General features: G+C 70.9%; 15 protein-coding genes and 1 tRNA gene. 4 read left to right on the top strand and 12 right to left on the bottom strand.

Annotation, left to right across the window (positions count from 1 at the left end):
- Positions 1–25 precede the first annotated feature (25 nt).
- The gene (gene arfB, locus LP52_RS19775) at positions 26–460 is read right to left on the bottom strand and encodes an alternative ribosome rescue aminoacyl-tRNA hydrolase ArfB (protein WP_040275748.1); all 435 of its coding nucleotides are present in this window, start codon (positions 458–460) and stop codon (positions 26–28) included.
- A 135-nt stretch (positions 461–595) separates the two neighbouring features.
- Positions 596–3,370, bottom strand: coding sequence for a DNA polymerase I (gene polA, locus LP52_RS19770; protein ID WP_040275747.1), 2,775 nt, complete (start codon positions 3,368–3,370; stop codon positions 596–598).
- A gap of 203 nt (positions 3,371–3,573) precedes the next feature.
- On the opposite strand from polA, the gene LP52_RS19765 reads away from it, so the two are divergent.
- Together LP52_RS19765 and LP52_RS19760 are read left to right on the top strand one after the other, a co-directional pair.
- Positions 3,574–3,990, top strand: coding sequence for a PaaI family thioesterase (locus tag LP52_RS19765; protein ID WP_040275746.1), 417 nt, complete (start codon positions 3,574–3,576; stop codon positions 3,988–3,990).
- Positions 3,991–4,372: 382 nt separating this feature from the next.
- Entirely contained in the window at positions 4,373–5,617 is a 1,245-nt protein-coding gene (locus LP52_RS19760) for an ABC transporter substrate-binding protein (RefSeq protein WP_040275745.1), read from the top strand.
- A 399-nt stretch (positions 5,618–6,016) separates the two neighbouring features.
- Here the strand turns inward: LP52_RS19760 and LP52_RS19755 are convergent, their stop codons facing one another.
- The 5 genes from LP52_RS19755 to LP52_RS19735 form a co-directional block, all read right to left on the bottom strand.
- On the bottom strand, positions 6,017–6,808 hold the full coding sequence (locus LP52_RS19755) for an ABC transporter ATP-binding protein (protein WP_040275789.1): 792 nt from the start codon (positions 6,806–6,808) through the stop codon (positions 6,017–6,019).
- A 107-nt stretch (positions 6,809–6,915) separates the two neighbouring features.
- The gene (locus LP52_RS19750) at positions 6,916–7,818 is read right to left on the bottom strand and encodes an ABC transporter ATP-binding protein (protein WP_394298217.1); all 903 of its coding nucleotides are present in this window, start codon (positions 7,816–7,818) and stop codon (positions 6,916–6,918) included.
- Positions 7,808–8,794: a branched-chain amino acid ABC transporter permease gene (locus tag LP52_RS19745; RefSeq protein ID WP_040275744.1), complete on the bottom strand. Its 987-nt coding sequence runs from the start codon at positions 8,792–8,794 to the stop codon at positions 7,808–7,810. The genes LP52_RS19750 and LP52_RS19745 overlap by 11 nt, the downstream gene beginning before the upstream one ends.
- 12 nt (positions 8,795–8,806) lie before the next feature.
- Positions 8,807–10,258 carry a branched-chain amino acid ABC transporter permease gene (locus tag LP52_RS19740; RefSeq protein WP_193790015.1) on the bottom strand — a complete coding sequence of 484 codons (1,452 nt, stop codon included), beginning with the start codon at positions 10,256–10,258 and terminating at the stop codon, positions 8,807–8,809.
- A 414-nt stretch (positions 10,259–10,672) separates the two neighbouring features.
- A complete protein-coding gene (locus LP52_RS19735; RefSeq protein ID WP_040275743.1) occupies positions 10,673–11,251 on the bottom strand; it encodes an ANTAR domain-containing response regulator in 579 nt (192 codons plus the stop codon).
- A 628-nt stretch (positions 11,252–11,879) separates the two neighbouring features.
- On the opposite strand from LP52_RS19735, the gene LP52_RS19730 reads away from it, so the two are divergent.
- Together LP52_RS19730 and LP52_RS19725 are read left to right on the top strand one after the other, a co-directional pair.
- Positions 11,880–11,953, top strand: a tRNA-Leu gene (locus LP52_RS19730).
- Between the two features lie 309 nt (positions 11,954–12,262).
- Complete coding sequence (locus tag LP52_RS19725; protein WP_040275742.1) at positions 12,263–13,201, top strand: DUF1266 domain-containing protein; 939 nt, start codon at positions 12,263–12,265, stop codon at positions 13,199–13,201.
- Between the two features lie 103 nt (positions 13,202–13,304).
- Here the strand turns inward: LP52_RS19725 and pyk are convergent, their stop codons facing one another.
- The 5 genes from pyk to LP52_RS19700 all read right to left on the bottom strand — a co-directional run bounded on the left by pyk (position 13,305) and on the right by LP52_RS19700 (position 18,638).
- The gene (pyk, locus tag LP52_RS19720) at positions 13,305–14,735 is read right to left on the bottom strand and encodes a pyruvate kinase (protein ID WP_040275741.1); all 1,431 of its coding nucleotides are present in this window, start codon (positions 14,733–14,735) and stop codon (positions 13,305–13,307) included.
- A gap of 71 nt (positions 14,736–14,806) precedes the next feature.
- On the bottom strand, positions 14,807–15,361 hold the full coding sequence (locus LP52_RS19715; protein WP_040275740.1) for a type 1 glutamine amidotransferase domain-containing protein: 555 nt from the start codon (positions 15,359–15,361) through the stop codon (positions 14,807–14,809).
- 196 nt (positions 15,362–15,557) lie between these two features.
- Complete coding sequence (locus tag LP52_RS19710) at positions 15,558–16,457, bottom strand: hypothetical protein (RefSeq protein ID WP_040275739.1); 900 nt, start codon at positions 16,455–16,457, stop codon at positions 15,558–15,560.
- Positions 16,458–16,588: 131 nt separating this feature from the next.
- Positions 16,589–16,987: a DUF2784 domain-containing protein gene (locus LP52_RS19705; protein ID WP_040275738.1), complete on the bottom strand. Its 399-nt coding sequence runs from the start codon at positions 16,985–16,987 to the stop codon at positions 16,589–16,591.
- A 184-nt stretch (positions 16,988–17,171) separates the two neighbouring features.
- On the bottom strand, positions 17,172–18,638 hold the full coding sequence (locus LP52_RS19700; protein ID WP_040275737.1) for a glutamate synthase subunit beta: 1,467 nt from the start codon (positions 18,636–18,638) through the stop codon (positions 17,172–17,174).
- Positions 18,639–18,665 lie beyond the last annotated feature (27 nt).

Raw genomic sequence — 18,665 nt, 5'->3', positions numbered from 1 at the left:
GCGGCCACGGGCGGCCGAGCGGAAACTACTCCTCGCCGCCACGCCCGCGCATGCGTTTGACCTGGCCACGGCGCTTCTTGGACGCCAGGCGACGCTCGGTGGACCCGCGGGTGGGCCGGGTGGGACGCCTTGAGCGAGGGCCGGAGGCGGCTGCCCGGGACAGCAGGGCGGCCAGCCGCTCCCGGGCGAGATCGCGGTTGCGGGCCTGGGAGCGGTGCTCCTCGACGGTGACGGTCAGCACAGTGTCGTTCAGCCGTCCGGCGAGCCGGCCCAGCGCGCGTTCGCGCTGCTGGGGACTGAGCGACTCCGTGGCGGCGACGTCCAGCGACAGCGAGACCCGGGTGTCGGCGGTGTTGGCGTGCTGGCCGCCCGGCCCGCCGGAGCGGGTGAACCTCCAGGCGAGTTCGCTCTCGCGCAGCTCCACCCGCGGGCCGCCGGACCCGCGCTCGGATGCCGGCATCGCCTTCACCTCCGCTGTGCCCGTACCGGTACCCGATCGCCGGGGCCGCGGGCGTTCGGGCGTTCGTCTTCTCGGAGTCGGCCTGCCCGCCGGTGCCGCGGACGACACACGCCGCGGTGCGGGCGGGCCGAGTACTCAGTGCGCGGCGTCGTGCCAGTCGCGCCCCACGCCCACCGAGACGGCGAGCGGCACCCGCAGATCATAGGCGCCCGACATCCTCTCCGACACCAGTTTTCGCACAGCGTCGAGCTCCTCCTCGGTGACCTCCAGCACGAGCTCGTCGTGGACCTGAAGCAGCATGCGGGAGCTGTAGCCGCCCTCGGCCAGTCCGGCCTGGACGTCGAGCATGGCGACCTTGATGATGTCGGCGGCCGAGCCCTGGATGGGCGCGTTCAGCGCCATGCGCTCGGCCATGTCGCGGCGCTGGCGGTTGTCGCTGGTGAGGTCGGGCAGGTAGCGGCGCCGGCCCAGCATGGTCTCGGTGTAGCCGTCGCGGCGGGCGCGCTCGACGACGGCGCGGAGATAGTCGCGGACCCCGCCGAACTGCACGAAGAAGTCGTCCATGAGGCCCTTGGCCTCCTTGGGCGCGATCCCCAGCTGCTGGGAGAGCCCGTACTCGCTGAGCCCGTAGGCCAGGCCGTAGTTCATCGCCTTGATGCGGGCGCGGGCCTTGTCGTCGACCTCGTCGACGCCGATGCCGAACACGCGCGCCGCGATCTCGGCGTGGAAGTCGTGGCCGGTCTGGAAGGCCTCGATGAGCGCCTCGTCTTCGGAGAGGTGGGCCATGATCCGCAGCTCGATCTGGCTGTAGTCGGCCGTGAGGAGGTCGTGGTAGTCCGCGCCGACCACGAAGGCGCGGCGGATGCGCCGCCCGGCCTCGGTGCGCACGGGAATGTTCTGCAGGTTGGGTTCGACCGAGCTGAGCCGGCCGGTGGCCGCCACCGTCTGGTTGTAGGTGGTGTGGATGCGCCCGTCGTCGGCGACGGTTTTGATCAGGCCTTCGACCGTGGTGCGCAGCCGGGTCTGGTCGCGGTGGCGCAGCAGGATGCCCGGCAGCGGGTGGTCGGTGCGCTCGGCCAGCCATGTCAGCGCGTCGGCGTCGGTGGTGTAGCCGGTCTTGATCTTCTTGGTCTTGGGCAGGTCGAGCTCCTCGAAGAGGACCTGCTGGAGCTGCTTGGGCGAGCCGAGGTTGAACTCCCGGCCCACCGCCTGGTGCGCCTCGTCGACCGCCTGGCGCACGGCGGCGGCGAACTCCTGCTCCAAGGAGTCGAGGTAGTCGCGGTCGGCGGCGATGCCGGTGCGCTCCATGCGGGCCAGCACACGCAGCAGCGGCAGCTCCAGGTCGCGCAGCAGCGACGCGCCGCCGCGCTTGTCCAGATCGAGGTCGAGTCCGGCGGCCAGATCGAGCGTGGCACGGGCGTGGGTGGCCAGTTCCACACGCTCGGCGGTACGCGGGTCGGACTCGCCCTCGCCGCCCTCGCCGCCGATGTCCAGGGAGAGCTGGCCGGAGTCGCCCCGTTGTTCGCCGAGCTCGCGGTTGAGGAAGCGCCGGCACAGGTCGGCCAGCTCGAACTTGCGCCCGCCCGGCTGCACGAGGTAGGCGCCCAGCGCCGTGTCGCTGGTGAGTCCGCCCAGTTCGAATCCGTGGGCCCACAGGGCCAGCAGCGGGCCCTTCGCGTCGTGCAGCGCTTTGGGCGCCCCGGGGTCGGCCAGCCAGGCGGCCAGGGCGAAGGTGTCCTCGGCGCCGAGCTCGGCGGGGTCGGCGAAGAGCGCGGGGCCCTGCGCGGTGGCGATCGCGAGTCCGGTGACGGTTCCGGCGCCGGCCCCCCAGGTACCCGCGAGCGCCACGCCGCAGCGGGCGCCGTCGGAGGCATTGGCCTGCAGCCAGGCGCCGAGCTCCCCGGGGGCGGGCACGGTCAGCTCGACGGTGAACTCCTCGTCGGCGACCTGGGCCTCGTCCTCCTGGGTGTCGCCGAGCACGGCGAACAGGCGGTCGCGCAGCGTGGAGGCGAACTCCAGGTTGTCGAAGAGCCCGTGCACGCCGGAGCGGTCGGCCTGGGTGCGCGTGAGCTCGATGACGGGCCGCTCCAGCTCGACGTCGGGGTCGAGGCGGTTCAGCTGCTGGTTGCGCAGGACCTGGTCGAGGTGGTCGCGCAGGTTCTGCCCGGCTTTGCCGGTGAGCTCGTCGGCGCGGGCGACGAGATCGTCCAGCGAGCCGTACTTGGTGATCCACTTGGCGGCGGTCTTGGGGCCGACACCCGGAACGCCGGGCAGGTTGTCGGCCTTCTCGCCGACGAGGGCGGCGAGGTCGCGGTAGCGCTCGGGCGGGACGCCGTACTTGTCCTCGACGGCGTCGGGCGTCATGCGGGTGAGCTCGGAGATGCTCCGGCCGGGGTAGAGCACCGTGCAGGTCTCGTCGACCAGTTGGAAGGCGTCGCGGTCGCCGGAGGCGATGAGGACCTGCATGCCCTCCTCGCGGCCGCGGGCGGTGAGGGTGGCGATGACGTCGTCGGCCTCGTAGCCGGGAGCCGACACGCTGGTGATGCCGAGCATCTTCAGCAGCTCCTGGACGAACTCCACCTGCGAGGGCAGTTCCGGCGGGGTGTCGGCGCGCCCGGCCTTGTAGTCGGAGTAGGAGTCGTGGCGGAAGGTGGGCCCGGACAGGTCCCAGGCCACCGCGATGTGCGTGGGCTGCTCTTCGCGCAGCAGCTTGATCAGCATCGAGGTGAAGCCGTAGATGGCGTTGGTGGATTGGCCCGTGCTGGTCGTGAACTTCTCGGCGGGCAGCGCGAAGAACGCGCGGAACGCCATGGAATGGCCGTCGAGAAGCAGCAGCCGCCCGCACTCGGGCGGGCCCTGCTGCCCCGTCGGCGTACCGTTCTGTCCGGGGGTCTGCTGTGTCGTCGCCACAGTTGAATCCTAGGATGCCGTGCGGACATTTGCGCGTTGCGCCGTTCAGACGGGGACGTCGGCCCCCCTGGCCGGAGCGCCTGCGGCGGTCCGACGGCCGGCGCCGCCAGGCGCGGGCGGCACGACGGCAGGGGCGCGGCGCCCGCCGGCGCCTGGCGCCGGCGGCGGCAGCCCTGACACCACACGGGAGGCGGAGACAGACCATGGCGATCGACGCGGACGGACTCGCTGAGTTGACCGGCAGCGGCAACATGGGCGGCACCCTCGGCGAGCGGATGGGGCTGGAGGTGCTGGAGGCCTCGTCCGAGCGCGTGGTCGGGCGGATGCCGGTCGAGGGCAACACCCAGCCCTACGGGATTCTGCACGGGGGCGCCTCGTGCGTGCTGGCCGAGACGCTGGGCTCGGTGGGGTCGATGATCCACGCGGGCGAGGGCCGGATCGCCATGGGCATCGAGATCAACGCGACCCATCACCGCAGCGCGAGCAAGGGCCACATCACCGGCGTGGCCGAGGCCGTCCACCTCGGCCGCACGCTGGCCACCTGGGACATCTCCATCACCGACGACCAGGGCCGCCGGGTGTGCACCTCGCGCCTGACCTGCATGCTGCGCGACGCGTGACCCGCCGGGACCGTCGCGCGGGTCGCGGCGTTCGGACCGGGCCCCAGCGCCGCGCCCTGTTCCGCAAGGAGCCGGGCGCGGCGGGGGCCGCCGCGCCCGGCTCCTTGCGTGGCGCAGCGGAGGTGCACGCGGCGTGGTCACTGAGGATGAACATCACGGCGCGAATCGTGAAAAGCGGCTCTGAGCAGCGCGTTTCCCTCCGATCTATGACTACGGAGAGATAACGGCATGAATCCGACTCAGCACCGACGTGCCATCCGACCTACCGGAATCCGAGGCCGTGTGTTTAAGCTCCGCTAACGCCCATGGTTAAGCGCGATCACCCTCGCAGCGACCACGGGTGTCCCCAGCGCTACCCAGCCGGTTGAACGGAGAGTCCTCAATGCCAAGCAAGAAGGCCCTCAGCCTCACCGCGGCGGCCGCGGCCCTCACCCTTGGGTTGACCGCCTGCGGCGGCGGCGGAGGCGGAGACGAAGGCGGTGGCGGCGAAGAACCGCTGCAGTACGGATACGTCTTCCCCGAGACGGGGGACCTCTCCCACCTCGGGCCGCCGCAGATCAGCGCCGCCAAGTACGCGCTGTCGGAGATCAACGACGCGGGCGGGGTCCTGGGTTCGGACGTTCCCGACATCCTGTCCGGGGACGAGGCCAACGACGCCGCCCAGGCCAACGACGCCGCCAACCGCCTGATCGACCAGGACGCCGACATCATCCTGGGCGCCGCGGCCTCGGGCATGACCCAGGCCATCATGGACTCCGTCACCGGCGCCGAGGTCGTCCAGTGCTCGGGCTCCAACACCGCGCCCGGCCTGGCCGCCGAAGACGACACGGGCTACTACTGGCGCACCGCGCCCAGCGACACGATGCAGGGCCCCGTGCTCGCCCAGCAGATCGCCCAGGACGGCCACCAGAGCGTCGCCATCTCCTACCGCGCCGACGACTACGGCGAAGGCCTGGCTAACGCGACGGCCGAGGCCCTGAAGCAGAACGGTATCGAGGTCGCCGCCAACGAGGGCTACGACCCCAACACCGCCAACTTCGACTCGGTCGTCGGCGACATCACCAGCGCCGACGCCGACGCGGTCGTGCTGGTCGCCTTCGAGGAGGGCGTCCAGATCATCACCGGCCTGGTCGAGGAGGGTGTCGGCGCCGACCAGATGTACGGCACCGACGGGCTGAACGACGAGACCCTTGCCGAGAAGGTCGACGCCCAGGACCCGGGCACCATCGCCGGCTTCCAGGGCACCGCGCCCGACAACGGCCAGCAGGAGTTCATCGACGGCCTGAGGTCCTTCGACGAGGAGCTGGAGGTCCTCCAGTTCTCCGGCCAGGTCTACGACTGCGGCATCGTCACCGCTCTGGCCGCCGAGCAGGCCGAGAGCACCGACCCCACGGTCTTCGTCGAGGAGATCCGCTCGGTCTCGCGTGAGGGCACCGAGTGCTCCGGCTTCAAGGAGTGCAAGGACCTGATCGCCGACGGCGAGGACATCGACTACCAGGGCGTGAGCGGTCCCTTGAACTTCGACGAGGACGGCAACGTCACCTCGGCGACGTTCCAGATCTACGGCTACGACGACGAGGGCGCCCACAGCAAGCAGGACGAGATCACCGTGGACTCCGAGGCCTAAGGCCACCGACGCGGAGCCGCACCCCTGCAGCACGGCCCCCGGCCGGTCTCCGGACCGACCGGGGGCCTTTTCATGCGCCCTTGCTGTGCCGCAGCCTCTGAGGCGGCCGGTCCCGGCAGGTTCCCATGGCGCCCGGGCGGGTCCCGGAGGGGTGACGGCCGCACCCGGGCCGGGACCCGCCCGGGCGCCACGGCGTAGGCCGCAACACAGCGTCCCCGGTAGGCGGTGGCGGGCGGCACGCGGAAAGCAGGCGACGCGCAGCGACCCCCGGCGGGTGGTGGTGGGTGGCGGGCGGGCTCGCACCTCCAAGCGAGGTCTCCCCACGACAGGCGGGGGCGGTGCGCCGTGCGCACCGCCCCCGCCTGTCGGTTCTTCCGGGCCCTCGCCGCGGCTCCCCCGCTACCCCGCCTTGGCCAGGGTGCCCAGGTAGAGCTCGACGACGTTGGGGTCGTCCAGCAGCTCGCGGCCGGTGCCGGTGTAGGCGTTGCGGCCCTGGTCGAGCACGTAGCCGCGGTCGCACACCTGCAGGCAGCGGCGGGCGTTCTGCTCGACCATGATCACCGAGACTCCCGTGGCGTTGATCTCGCGGACGCGGTGGAAGACCTCGTCCTGGAAGATCGGCGAGAGGCCGGCGGTGGGCTCGTCCAGCAGCAGCACCGACGGCTCCATCATCAGCGCACGGCCCATGGCGACCATCTGGCGCTCGCCGCCCGACAAGGCCCCCGCCTTCGCCTTGCGGCGCTCGCCCAGCAGCGGGAACAGCTCGGACACGACCGCCAGGCGCTTCTGGAAGACCTTGGGTCGCAGGAACACGCCCATCTCCAGGTTCTCCTCGACCGTCAGGCTCGGGAAGATGTTCTGGCTCTGGGGCACGTAGCCCACCCCGTTGGAGACCAGTTCGTGGGCGCTGCAGTTGACGATGCTCCCGCCGCGCAGCGTGATGGTGCCTCCGCGCACCGGAAGCAGTCCGAAGATGGTCTTGATCAGGGTGGACTTGCCGGCGCCGTTGGGCCCGATGATGCCCACGACCTCGCCTTCGCGCAGGGTCAGCGTGCACCCGTCGAGGATGTTGACCTCGGGCACGTAGCCGGCTTTCACCTCGTCGGCGACCAGCAGGTACTGCGAGTAGTCCTCCACGCCCTCGGCCGGTCCGGCGTGCTCCAGGATCTCCTCGCGGTGCTCCTGGAGCAGGCTGGCCTCCGGCGGGTGCTCGGCTTGCTCGGACGGGGCCGAAACCCCCTGGTCGTCGCTGCGCTGCTCGCCGTCCTGGCCGGGCGTACCGGCCGCCTCGGATCCGCTCACGGCTGCCCCTCCTTCCGGTCGCCCTCATCGCCCGCGCCGCCGGCGTCGGGCTCGTCGTGGTGCGCGCCCAGGTAGGCGTCGATGACCTGCTGGTTGGAGCGGATGTCGGCGGGCCGCCCCTCGGCGATCACCTGCCCCTGCGCCAGGACGACGATCCAGTCGCTGATGCCCATGATGACGTCCATGTCGTGCTCGACGAACAGCACCGTGGTGCCCTCGTCGCGCAGGGACGTGATGTGCTCCAGCAGCGACTGCACCAGCGCGGGGTTCACGCCGGCCATCGGCTCGTCGAGCATCACCATGGCCGGCTCGACCATCAGCGATCGGGCCATCTCCAGCAGCTTGCGCTGGCCGCCGGAGAGACTGCCGGCGATGTCGTCCTTCTTGGCGTCGAGCTTGAAGCGGGCCAGCAGCTCCAGGGCGCGCTCGCGGTTGGCGGCCTCCTGGCCGGTCCACATCCAGCGCCCGAAGGCGCCGAAGAAGCGCTCGCCGCGCTGGCCGGGCGCTGCCAGCAGCATGTTCTCCAGCACCGTCAGCCGGGTCAGCGCCTTGGTGAGCTGGAACGTTCGCACCATGCCGCGCTGGGCGACCTTGTGCCCGGCCAGGCCGTTGAACTTGCGGCCCTGGAAGGTCCACTCCCCCGCGTCGGCCCGGTCGAAGCCGGTCAGCACGTTGAACAGTGTGGATTTACCCGCTCCGTTGGGGCCGATCAGCGCCGTGATGGTGCCCCGCTGGACCTCCAGGTGGTCCACGTCCACTGCGGTCAGTCCGCCGAAGGAGCGGCGGACGCCGTCCGCCCGCAGGATCGGGTCGGCCTTGCCCGAGCCGACCGCGGGCTCGGCGCCGGACATCAGGTCCCGGCCCGCCGCGGGCGCGCCGGGCGTCGCGTCACTTGACATTGACCAGCATCTCCTTGCGGTTTCCGACGAGGCCCTGCGGTCGGTAGACGATCAGCACCATCAGGACCACGCCGACGAGGGCGTGGCGCAGCGGGCCGGAATCGGAGGTTGCCAGGAACGGCAGCACATCCATCGAGGCCATACCGCGCAGTGTCTCGTCGAAGAGCGTGAGCAGGAACCACATGATCACCGGGCCCACGACCGGCCCCCACAGAGTGCCGACCCCGCCCAGCAGCAGCATCGCCCACAGATAGAAGGTGACCTGCGGCATGAACTGGTCGGGGTGGATGTTCTGCTGGTTGAGCGCGATCATGGCGCCGGCCAGGCCGCCGAACACGCCGCCGAAGACCAGGCTCTGCAGCTTGTAGGTGAACGCGTCCTTGCCGAGGCTGCGCACGGCGTCCTCGTCCTCGCGGATGCCCTTGATGACACGGCCCCACGGGCTGTTCATCAGCAGCGCCGTCATCACCAGCCCGAGCGCCACCAGACCCCAGCAGGCCAGTGTGAGCCACAGTTCGCCGGCGTTGAAGTCGACGTCGCCCACCCCGTAGGAGCCCGCGGGCAGGGGGTTGGCGTCGTAGAAGGCGTCGGCGAAGCTGTTTCGGCCGTAGACGCCGCCGGTGACCGGGCGGGCGAACTCGGCGCGGTAGACCAGGCGCAGCACTTCGGCCACGGCGATGGTGGAGATCGCCAGGTAGTCGGCGCGCAGCCGCAGGGTGGGAATGCCCAGGATCAGCGCCAGCACCGCCGAGCAGCCCAGGCTGATCACGAAGCCCACCGACAGGGGGAGCCCGAAGGTGGTCACGCTCACCGCAACGCCGTAGGCGCCCACGAGCATGAACCCGACCTGGCCGAAGTTGAGCAGCCCGGTGTAGCCGAAGTGCATGTTCAGCCCGATGGCCGCGAGCACGTAGATCGCCGCGATCGGTCCGATCGCCGTCTCCAGGGACAAGGCGAGGATCGTCATTATGTCCATCGTCCGTCTCCCTTAGCCGACCCGCTCGCGCCGACCGAGGATCCCCTGCGGCCGGACCAACAACACGACGATCATGATGAGCAGCGCCCACACGTTCATCAGCTGCGGAGAGAACCACAGCGTCGACAGCTGGGCGATCAAGCCGATCGCCAGGCCGCCGACCATGGCGCCGTAGGCGGTGCCCAGACCGCCCAGGATCACCGCGGCGAACATGAGCAGCAGCAGGTGGAATCCCATCTGCCAGTACACCGACTGGTTCAGTCCGAGGAAGACGCCGCCCAGGGCCGACAGCGAGCCGCCCAGCACCCAGACGTAGACGGTGACCTTGCCGACGTCGATACCGGAGGACTCGGCGAGGTCGCGGTTGTCGGAGACCGCGCGCATCGCCTTACCGATCCGGGTGAACTGCAGCATGCTCGCAACCAGGACCAGCACCAGGGTGGACAGCACCATGATCGCCAAGTCGCGGGGCGTGAGGGCGACAGGCCCCCACTCGATCATCTCCTGGATGCGGAACTGCACGTACTTCTGCCGGTTGGCGTCGAAGACCACGAGCAGCAGGTGGCGCAGCAGCAGGGCGATGCCGATGCTCACGATGAACATCTGGATCATCGCGACGTTGCGCCTGCGCAGCGGTCGCCACAGGAACCGTTCCAGCAGGCCGCCGAGGAGTCCGCCGCAGACGACGGCGAGCACGGTGGCGACCACGAAGGGGTTGGTCGCCATGCTGAGGACGGGCACGCCCTCGAAGGGTGCGTGCAGTGAGGCCAGCGCCGAGGTCCCGCTGAAGATCATCGCCATGATCGCGCCGAAGGTGACCATGTCGCCGTGGGCGAAGTTGATCAGCCGGGTCGTGCCGAAGATGAGCGAGAGCCCGACCGAGGAGATGGCGATGATCAGACCGAAGAGCAGGCCGGCCACCGTCATCGAGACGACCTGACCGAACATGCCCGAACCCTCGGGTGCGGCGGGGGCGTCGACGCCGCCTTCCTCACCGCCTTCGGCGGATCCTCCGCCCTCGGCGTCGCCGGCCTCCTCGTCGCCGGCCGACTCCGACTCGCTGGGCGAGGCGGAGTTCTGCCCCTGTCCGGCCGGGGCCAGACGGTAGACGACGGCGAAGCGCTGGCCTTCGCGGACCTCGACGTCGCGCTCGGCCCCCGCGGGGACCTGCATGACGTCGTATTCGTCGGGCACCGACTCCTCGTCGAGCACCACGTGGTAGCTGCCCGGATCGGGCAGCTCCACCTCCCAATTGCCGTCGGAGTCGGTGGTCGCTTCGCCGATCTGCTCGCCGTCGCGCGAGACGGTGATGCCGATGTTCTCGACACCTTCGTCATCGTTGTCCGGTTGGCGGATCTGGCCGAAGAGCGACGCACCGCCCTGGGTGTCTGCTGCTGCCGGCCCCGGGATCGCCAGGGTGGCGGCGATCAGGGCGAGCAGCACCGTAACGAGGCGTGTGCGCACGCGCGCTCCTTGCGCATTCGTCAGTGGTCGGAGCCGGTCTGTGTCCGATTCCGACTGGTTGCTGTTCGGTGGCGTGAGTTTAGCCCGCTTTACCGAGTGCGTTCAGCATCTCTTATGCTGCGTGATCCAAACTTCACTGCTTTGTGCGCATCCGTGATCGAAACGGGACATCATTCCTGTTGACCGGGCATGTTTCGACGAGCGGAACGCCGCGCGGCCGCCACCGGGTGCGGGTCGGCCGCCACTCTCGGTGGCGGCCCGCGGTTCACGCATCCGTCGGCGTCGGTTACCGGAGCTGCGGCGGCCGCCTTCGGCGCACACGAAACCCCGGCGCGGAAGGCTCCGCGCCGGGGAACGACCGGATGCGGCCCGCGCCCCGCCCGCGCTGCGGTCGAAATCGGGGCGGGTGCGGGTTCACTGCTCCGTCTGCCCCTGCTCGCCGAGGGTCTCGACGACGGTCTCGGCCACCTTGCGCATGGTCAGCCGGCGGTCCATGGAGTTCTTCTGGATCCAGCGGAACGCCTCGGGTTCGCTCAGCCCGTGCCTGCTCTGCAGCAGGCCCTTGGCGCGCTCGACCAGTTTGCGGGTGTCCAGCCGCTCTTGGAGCCCGCTGACTTCGGCTTCCAGGGCCGAAAGCTCGGTGTAGCGGCTGACGGCCATCTCGATGGCCGGGGTCAGGTCGGCCTTGTTGAACGGCTTGACCAGGTAGGCCATCGCTCCGGCGTCGCGGGCGCGCTCGACCAGCTCGCGCTGGGAGAACGCGGTCAGTATGACGACGGGCGCGATGCGCTCGGCGGCGATGCGCTCGGCCGCCGACAGCCCGTCGAGGACGGGCATCTTGATATCGAGGATGACGAGGTCGGGCCGGTGCTCGGTGGCAAGGCGTATCGCGGTCTCGCCGTCTCCGGCTTCGCCCACGACGGCATAACCGTCCTCTTCAAGCATCTCCTTGAGGTCGAGCCTGATCAGGGCCTCGTCTTCCGCGATCACCACGCGGCTCTGCGTCGTCGTCACCGTTCCTCCCGAAGGATGCCCCGGCCCTCGGACCGGGGAGGAATCCGGGCCGCGTGTCCCCGGAATCGCTTACTCACGTGGTTCCCTTCTGCAAAGCTGGAGGCATACGGGCGGCCGACCGGTGCCGGGCCTCCCCGGACCTGAACAATCGGTGCAGGTGAACCGCACGTCGGAGTGCGTCGCCTGGTGCGGACCAAGATCCCCGCCGACCGGCACCACGCCTACCATATCGAGACCGGCACGACCTCCTGAAGCAGGCCGATACAGTCCCGGCCCGTTGCGCGGAGACCGCGGGGCTTGCACCAGCGCCGACTGCGGGCCCAGGTCCGACGGCGGTGTCGAAGCGGTCCGCGGTTCCGCAGGCCCCGCGGACGGCGAGGCCGAGCGGTTCCGCTCTCCCGGGCGGTGCGGCCAAGCCGCTGACCGGCCGCGCCAGAGCGGAACGCGGAGCACGGCGCGGGCTCACGGCACGGCTTCCCGCATTCACCGCACGGTACCGAGATCCGCTACGATGGAGCGGCGGCCACGGGAATCCCCGCCGAGGCGTCGCCTCGGCCGCGACGCGCGGGCGAGGTTTCGGCCGGGGTCACTGTGTTTCCGCTGCACAGCCCTGATACGCCAACCGGTAGAGCGAGCGAGCTCAAACCTCGTACAGTGTGGGTTCGAATCCCACTCAGGGCACCCTCGTCTACGCCTCCCGCTCCGGCGCCCCAGGCGCCGCCATGCGGTCGAGGACCGGCGGGGACCGCGCACCCCGTCCTTCTCGGATTCCCGTCGCCGGCCCTGTCTCGGCGGCGTTTCGCGCTGCCCCCACTGCCGCTCGGCGCCGGTCACATTGCGGCCACAACACGAGCACAACCTGTAAGTTCGGTCGCCATGACCGCTGCGGGTCGCCGATCCTGGATTACGGGCGGATACGTGGACAGCGGCGCGGGCGGTGCCTTTTGCCGCCGCGGGCAGCTGTCGGCAGCGACGTAAAAGGAGAGCCTGGTGCTGACCGCGGTGGCGGCGATCGCCGGGGCGCTGACGATAGGCGCCTGGATCCTGGTGTCGTGGGGATCCCAGCGCCGGCAGCCGTGGCTGATGGCCCCGCTCGCTCTGGCCGTCGTGCTGCTGCTTGTGCTGGGCCCTGCCGGGTGGACGTTCGCACCTGCGGTACTGCTGGCGGCGGGCACCTTCGCGGAGCTGGTGGTGGGCTCGCGCGAGCCCCCGGGGCTGCACACCGCCGATCCCGATGCCGCGCTCAGCACCGAGCGCTGGGCCGCCGCTGTGGCCGCGCCCTTCCGCACCGCGCTGTCCGAACCCTGGGACGAGATCGAGCGCCCGCAACTGCGCCGCCGCTATCGGCGCGCTCTGGAGCGCGAATGGGGCGTCGTCGACCGCGCCTCCCTACTGGCGGTGGTCGAGCAGCTGTGGGAGGAACTGCACAGCGGCGAGGACGCCGACCTGTACGTCGACTTCACCGCCGCGACGCTGCGCGGCCGGCCCCACCCCGACGCCCCCCGCGAGCGGGTGGTGCGGCTCTCCGCCGAGCAGGTGGCGCGGCTGCGCGCCGTCACCGGCGCCGGGGAGGAGACCCCTGCCGTGGCCATCGCCGCCCACCAGTGGTGGCGCTCGGCGCAGATCATCCGGTTGGCCTGCGGCGGGGCGACCCTGGAGTGGCTCAGCCGGGTGGAGACCCGCTGCCTGCTCCACCGCACCGCCGCCGACCTCCAGCGCCGCTACACGAGCTGGCAGCAGCTGGCCGAGGCTTTCCACGGCGGGTACCTGCTCACCTACGCCCAACGGGGCCCGGGGTGGGAGCGCACGTGGACCGCGCTGGGCCTGCTCGCCTTCGACCCGGCGAGCCCGTGGCAGCGGCTGCCCTGGGACATGCCGCTGGAGCGGGTGCCCTACGAGGGCGGGCTGCCCGGCGCGCTGCTGAGCTGAAAGCGCGGGCGGGCCCGCTCGGCCCTCCCCGCCCAAGCCCGGTGGGCCTGGCGGGGCGAGGGCCGGTGTGGGGAGGCGGTACCCGCCTCGACCCGGGGCCGGATCAGCGTCCGTGGGTGATGGCGTCGCCGATGCGGTGCACACGCAGCGAGTTGGTGGAACCGGGCGTTCCGGGCGGACTGCCGGAGACGAGGACGATCTTGTCGCCCTTCTGGTAGATGCCCATTTCCAGCAACTCCCCCTCGACCTGGCGCACCATGTCGTCGGTGTGGTCGACCCACGGCACGAGGTGGGTGTCCACACCCCAGGTCAGGGCCAGCTGCGACCGCGTGGAGCCCTGGGTGCTGAACGCCAGCAGCGGGATCGGCGAGCGGTAGCGGGCCAGGCGCCGCGCCGTCTCGCCGGACATGGTGAAGGCGATCAGGGCCTTGGCGCCGACGGTGGCTCCGACTTCGGCGGCGGCGCGGGCGATCGCCCCACCGGTGGTCTCGGGGACCCGGTTGAGGACGTGGGACGCCCGCAGGGACTCCTGCTCGGCGGCCGCCACGATGCGGGCCATGGTCTCAAGCGTCTCGATGGGGTAGTCCCCCACGCTGGTCTCGCCCGAGAGCATGACCGCGTCGGCGCCGTCCAGGACGGCGTTGGCGACGTCGGAGGCCTCGGCGCGGGTGGGCCGGGCCGAGTTGATCATGGACTCCAGCATCTGGGTGGCCACGATCACCGGCTTGGCCTTGTCCCGGCACCGCTCGACGGCGCGCTTCTGCACCATCGGGACGTTCTCGAGGGGAAGTTCGACGCCCAGGTCGCCGCGGGCCACCATGACGCCGTCGAAGACCTCGATGATGTCCTGGAGCCGCTCGACGGCCTGCGGTTTCTCGATCTTGGCGATGAGCGGGACCCGCACACCGACGTCGTCCATGATCTGGTGGACGTCGTCGGCGTCGGCCGGACTGCGGACGAAGGACAGCGCGACCATGTCGACGCCCTCCTCCAGAGCCCAGCGCAGGTCGTCCTCGTCCTTTTCGGTCAGGGCGGGCACGCTTACCGAGACGCCGGGCAGGTTGAGGCCCTTGTGGTCGGAGACGGTGCCGCCGATGAGGACCCGTGTCTGGACCTCGGTGCTGGTGGCCTTGGTGCACTCGAGGACCACGTTGCCGTCGTCGATGAGGACGCGGTCGCCGGGGCGGACGTCCCCGGGCAGGCCCTTGTAGGTGGTGGAGGCCCGGTGCCGGTCGCCGGGGACGTCCTCGACGGTCACCGTGAACTGGTCGCCGGCCGACAGTTCGATCGGTCCTTCGGGGAAGCTGCCCAGGCGGATCTTGGGCCCTTGCAGGTCGGCGAGGATCCCTACGCTGCGTCCGGTGGCCTCGGCGGCCGCCCGGACGTTGACGTAGCTGGAGTGGTGGTCCTCATGGGTTCCGTGGCTGAGATTGAGTCGCGCTACGTCGAGTCCCGCGTCGACGAGCGCGCGGATACTCTCCGGGCTCGAAGTCGCGGGACCGAGGGTCGCGACGATTTTTGCTCGACGTGTCACGCTTAACACTCTAAAGCGTCTGGGCAGTGCAGTGGTCTAAACCAGGTTGCGAGTGGGCGTACGCCGGGTCGCTACTCGGCGAACGCGCTGAGCATCGCGTCGTTGAAGGCCGGAATGTCGTCGGGCTTGCGGCTGGTGACCAGCTTGTTCGGCCCCATGGAGCAGACGACGACCTCTTCGTCGACCCACTCCCCGCCGGCGTTGGTGATGTCGGTCTTCAGGCTCGGGAACGAGGTCAGGCGCCGCCCGGAGACGGCGTCGGCCTCGATGAGGGCCCAGGGCGCGTGGCAGATGGCGGCGACCGGCTTGGCCTTGTCGAAGAACTCCTTGACGAAGGAGACCGCGGCCGGGACGGTGCGCAGGAAGTCGGGATTGGCCACGCCGCCGGGCAGCACGAGCCCGCCGAAGTCGGCGGCCCCCACGTCTTCGACGGTGGCGTGCACCGTGAAGGTGTCGCCCTTGTCGAGGTGCTTGAACGCCTGGATCTGCCCGGAGGAGGTCGAGATCAGCTGCGGGCGGCCGCCGGCCTTTTCCACCGCCTCCCAGGGATCGGTGAGCTCGACCTGCTCGGTCCCCTCGGGCGCGGCGAGAAAGGCGATGACGGAGCCGTTGAGGTCGGTTGCCATGGGTTCGGGTCCCTTTCGTTTCGTGCGACTGCGTGCCCGGTGCGCCCGCGACGCCGTACGGCGCGGCGGGCGTGCCGGGGCCTGCCGTGTCTCCGCTGCCCACGATGCGGGGGGTTACGCGTGGCCGACCGGGCTCGCAGCACCGCCTGCCCTCGGTGCGGTCGGCGCGCACCGACCGCCTCGGGGCGGGCGGGCTTCAGCCGCTGCGGACCGCGGGGACGTCGGCGGACAGGCGGCCGTAGGCGCACAGCGTCTTCAGGTGGCGCACGGTCAGCAGGCCGCGCCACTCGTTGCGGGCGCTGCGGGCCCAGCTGTCCCAGGTGATGTCCCAACCGCCGTCCTCACGGCGGCGCTGCAGGAGCCCGTCGAGGTCGGCGGCTATCTCCTCGTCGGTGAACAGGCGCCGCGCGATGTGATCGGGGTGGTCGGCCAGATCCAGCGGCCGGTGGACCTGCCCGTGTACATCCGGGTCGGTCTCGATGACGGCGCGGATGGCCGGGGAGAGCCGGTCGAACTCCTGCCCGGCGCGACGGCGGTCGGGCACGTGCTGCAGGAACGTGCACACGGCGATGGCCTCGTCGGGCGTGGTCCAGCTCAGCGCGGCGATGCGGGTCCAGCAGAAGGCCGTGGCGCGGTCGCGCCAGGCGGTGCAGATGCGGTGCCGGTGCATGAGCCCCACCAGTGCCGCCGTGGGGTCGAGCGCCCCGCCGAAGTCGCTGCGCTCGCGCCACCACGGCGCCGCCTCGGTGTGGCGGGCGCTGGGCAGCACGGGCGGCACTCCCCCGCTCTCGCGGGTGATGCTGGTGAGGTAGCGGCCGATGCCGTCGACGATGTCGCCGGGGATCGAGCCGAGTTCGTCGAGGTAGCGCAGGGCCAGCACGACGGCGGCGGGTTGGCTGCCGTGGCCGCGCAGGTCGGGTTCGAGGCCGTTGCCGAATCCGCCGTCGACGTTGCGGTAGGAGTCCAGAGCCGAGCGGATCGGCCCGTCGGAACCGGCACGGAAGTGGTAGGCGAAGCGGTGGCGGTCGATCAGTCGGGCGTCGCGCGAGACGAAGTGCTCCGCGGAGCGGAGGGCTTCCGGGGTCACCATGCTCATACTTCGAATGTACGCCCGGACCTCGGGGTCCAAACAAAGGGGAAATGCCAGCAATGCCCCGTTATTACGCTTCTTTACTCCGCTGAATGTCCGTTTCGCGGGCTTCGCCGGGCCGAAATCCACACGGCCTCTTAACGGGAACCGGTCTCCTCGTCGCGCTCGCGCGCGGTGCGGCGCCGCCGCACCACCAGGTACAGGGCTCCCAGCCACGACAGCGCCACCACCGCCCCCACGGCGAACTGGACCTCCACCAGGTAGCGCTCGGGATAAACCACGCCGGTCAGGTAGTGGTCGATGAAGCCGCTCGGCGGCAGGCCCTGCAGCCCGGCCTGCTCGCGCGCCCAGTTCTCGACTCCGGTGAGCGGGCACTGCCACTGGAAGTCGATGATGCCCAGGGAGTAGGCGCACACGGCCAGGTGCGGCCAGATCGCATGCGGCCACCGCCACACCAAAAATCCGCCCAGGGCCACGTAGCACAGGAAGCCCACGTGCAGCAGCATTGCCGCGTCGGCGAGCAGGCGGTAAGCCATACCGGATCCCTACCCGCCGACACGCCGAAAGTACCGCCCAATCCGGCGATCCGGGCGTTTCGCGGCCCGCGGGGGCGCCGTGGGGCCCCGACGTGCGAGGGGCCGCCGGCGCGTGCCGGCGGCCCCTCGCGGACGGCCGAGTGCGCGGGCGGGCCCTTGGACCGCGCCCGCCCTCAAACGCGGGTCAGCTCGCGGTCAGCGGCCGCTCCGTGGGCGGAATGGCGGTGGGCAGAACCGTGTCCTCGCCGCCGCTGAGGAAGCGGTCCACGCTTGCGGCCGCCGAGCGGCCCTCGGCGATCGCCCACACGATCAGCGACTGGCCGCGGCCCATGTCCCCGGCGCAGAAGACGCCGTCGACGGTGGTCGTGTAGTCGCCGTCGCGCACGACGTTGCCGCGCCCGTCCAGCTCCACGCCCAGGTCCTCGACCATGCCCTCCTTCTGCGGGCCCACGAAGCCCATGGCCAGCGTGACCAGGCCGGCGGGGATCTCGCGCTCGGAGCCGGGCACCGGCTCGAACCCGTTGTCGGTGCGCTGCACGTCGACCAGCTTCAGCGCGCGTACGCGCCCCTGGTCGTCGCCGAGGAACTCCAGGGTGTTGACCGAGTAGAGCCGCTCACCGCCCTCCTCGTGGGCGGTGGAGACCTTGTAGACCATCGGCATGGTCGGCCACGGCTGGTTCTCGGGCCGCTCCCGGGGCGGTTTGGCCATGATCTCCAGCTGCGTGACCGACAGGGCGCCCTGGCGGTGGGCCGTACCCACGCAGTCCGCGCCGGTGTCGCCGCCGCCGATGACGATGACGTGCTTGTCCTGGGCGCTGATCGCGGGCTCGTCGATGTCGCCCTCCTGCACCCGGTTGGCCAGAGGCAGGTACTCCATGGCCTGGTGGACGCCGTCGAGCTCGCGCCCGGCCACCGGCAGGTCGCGCCAGGCGGTGGCCCCGCCGGCCAGCAGCACGGCGTCGTGCTGGGCGCGCAGCTCGTCGACGGAGACGTCCACGCCCACGTTCACGCCGGTGCGGAAGGCCGTGCCCTCGGCGCGCATCTGGCCCAGGCGGCGCTCGATGTGGCGCTTCTCCATCTTGAACTCGGGGATACCGTAGCGCAGCAGCCCTCCGATGCGGTCGGAGCGCTCGAAGACGGTGACGTCGTGCCCGGCGCGCGTAAGCTGCTGGGCGGCTGCCAGCCCGGCCGGACCCGACCCCACCACGGCGACCTTCCGGCCGGTGCGGACCTCGGGCGGCTGAGGGCGCACCCAGCCCTCCTCCCAGGCCCGGTCGATGATGGAGTTCTCCACGTTCTTGATGGTCACGGCGGGCTGGTTGATGCCCAGCACACACGCCGACTCGCACGGAGCCGGGCACAGCCGCCCGGTGAACTCCGGGAAGTTGTTGGTGGCGTGCAGCCGCTCGATGGCCTCGCCCCAGTCGTGGCGGTAGACCAGGTCGTTCCACTCGGGGATGAGATTGCCCAGCGGGCAGCCGTTGTGGCAGAACGGAATGCCGCAGTCCATGCAGCGCGAGGCCTGCTTGACGACGGTGCCGCGGTCGGCCTCTTCGTAGACCTCGTTCCAGTCCTGGATACGCACGTCGACCGGGCGCCGGGTGGGCAGCTCCCGCTCGGTGATCTTGAGGAACCCCTTCGGGTCAGCCATGTCGTGTCTCCCTCCTTTCGTGTCCGG

Origin of the sequence: Streptomonospora alba, assembly GCF_000826685.1 — a bacterium.
Classification (GTDB): domain Bacteria; phylum Actinomycetota; class Actinomycetes; order Streptosporangiales; family Streptosporangiaceae; genus Streptomonospora; species Streptomonospora alba.
Note: the sequence above shows the minus strand (reverse complement) of the source record. Positions and strands in the feature narration are given on the sequence as shown.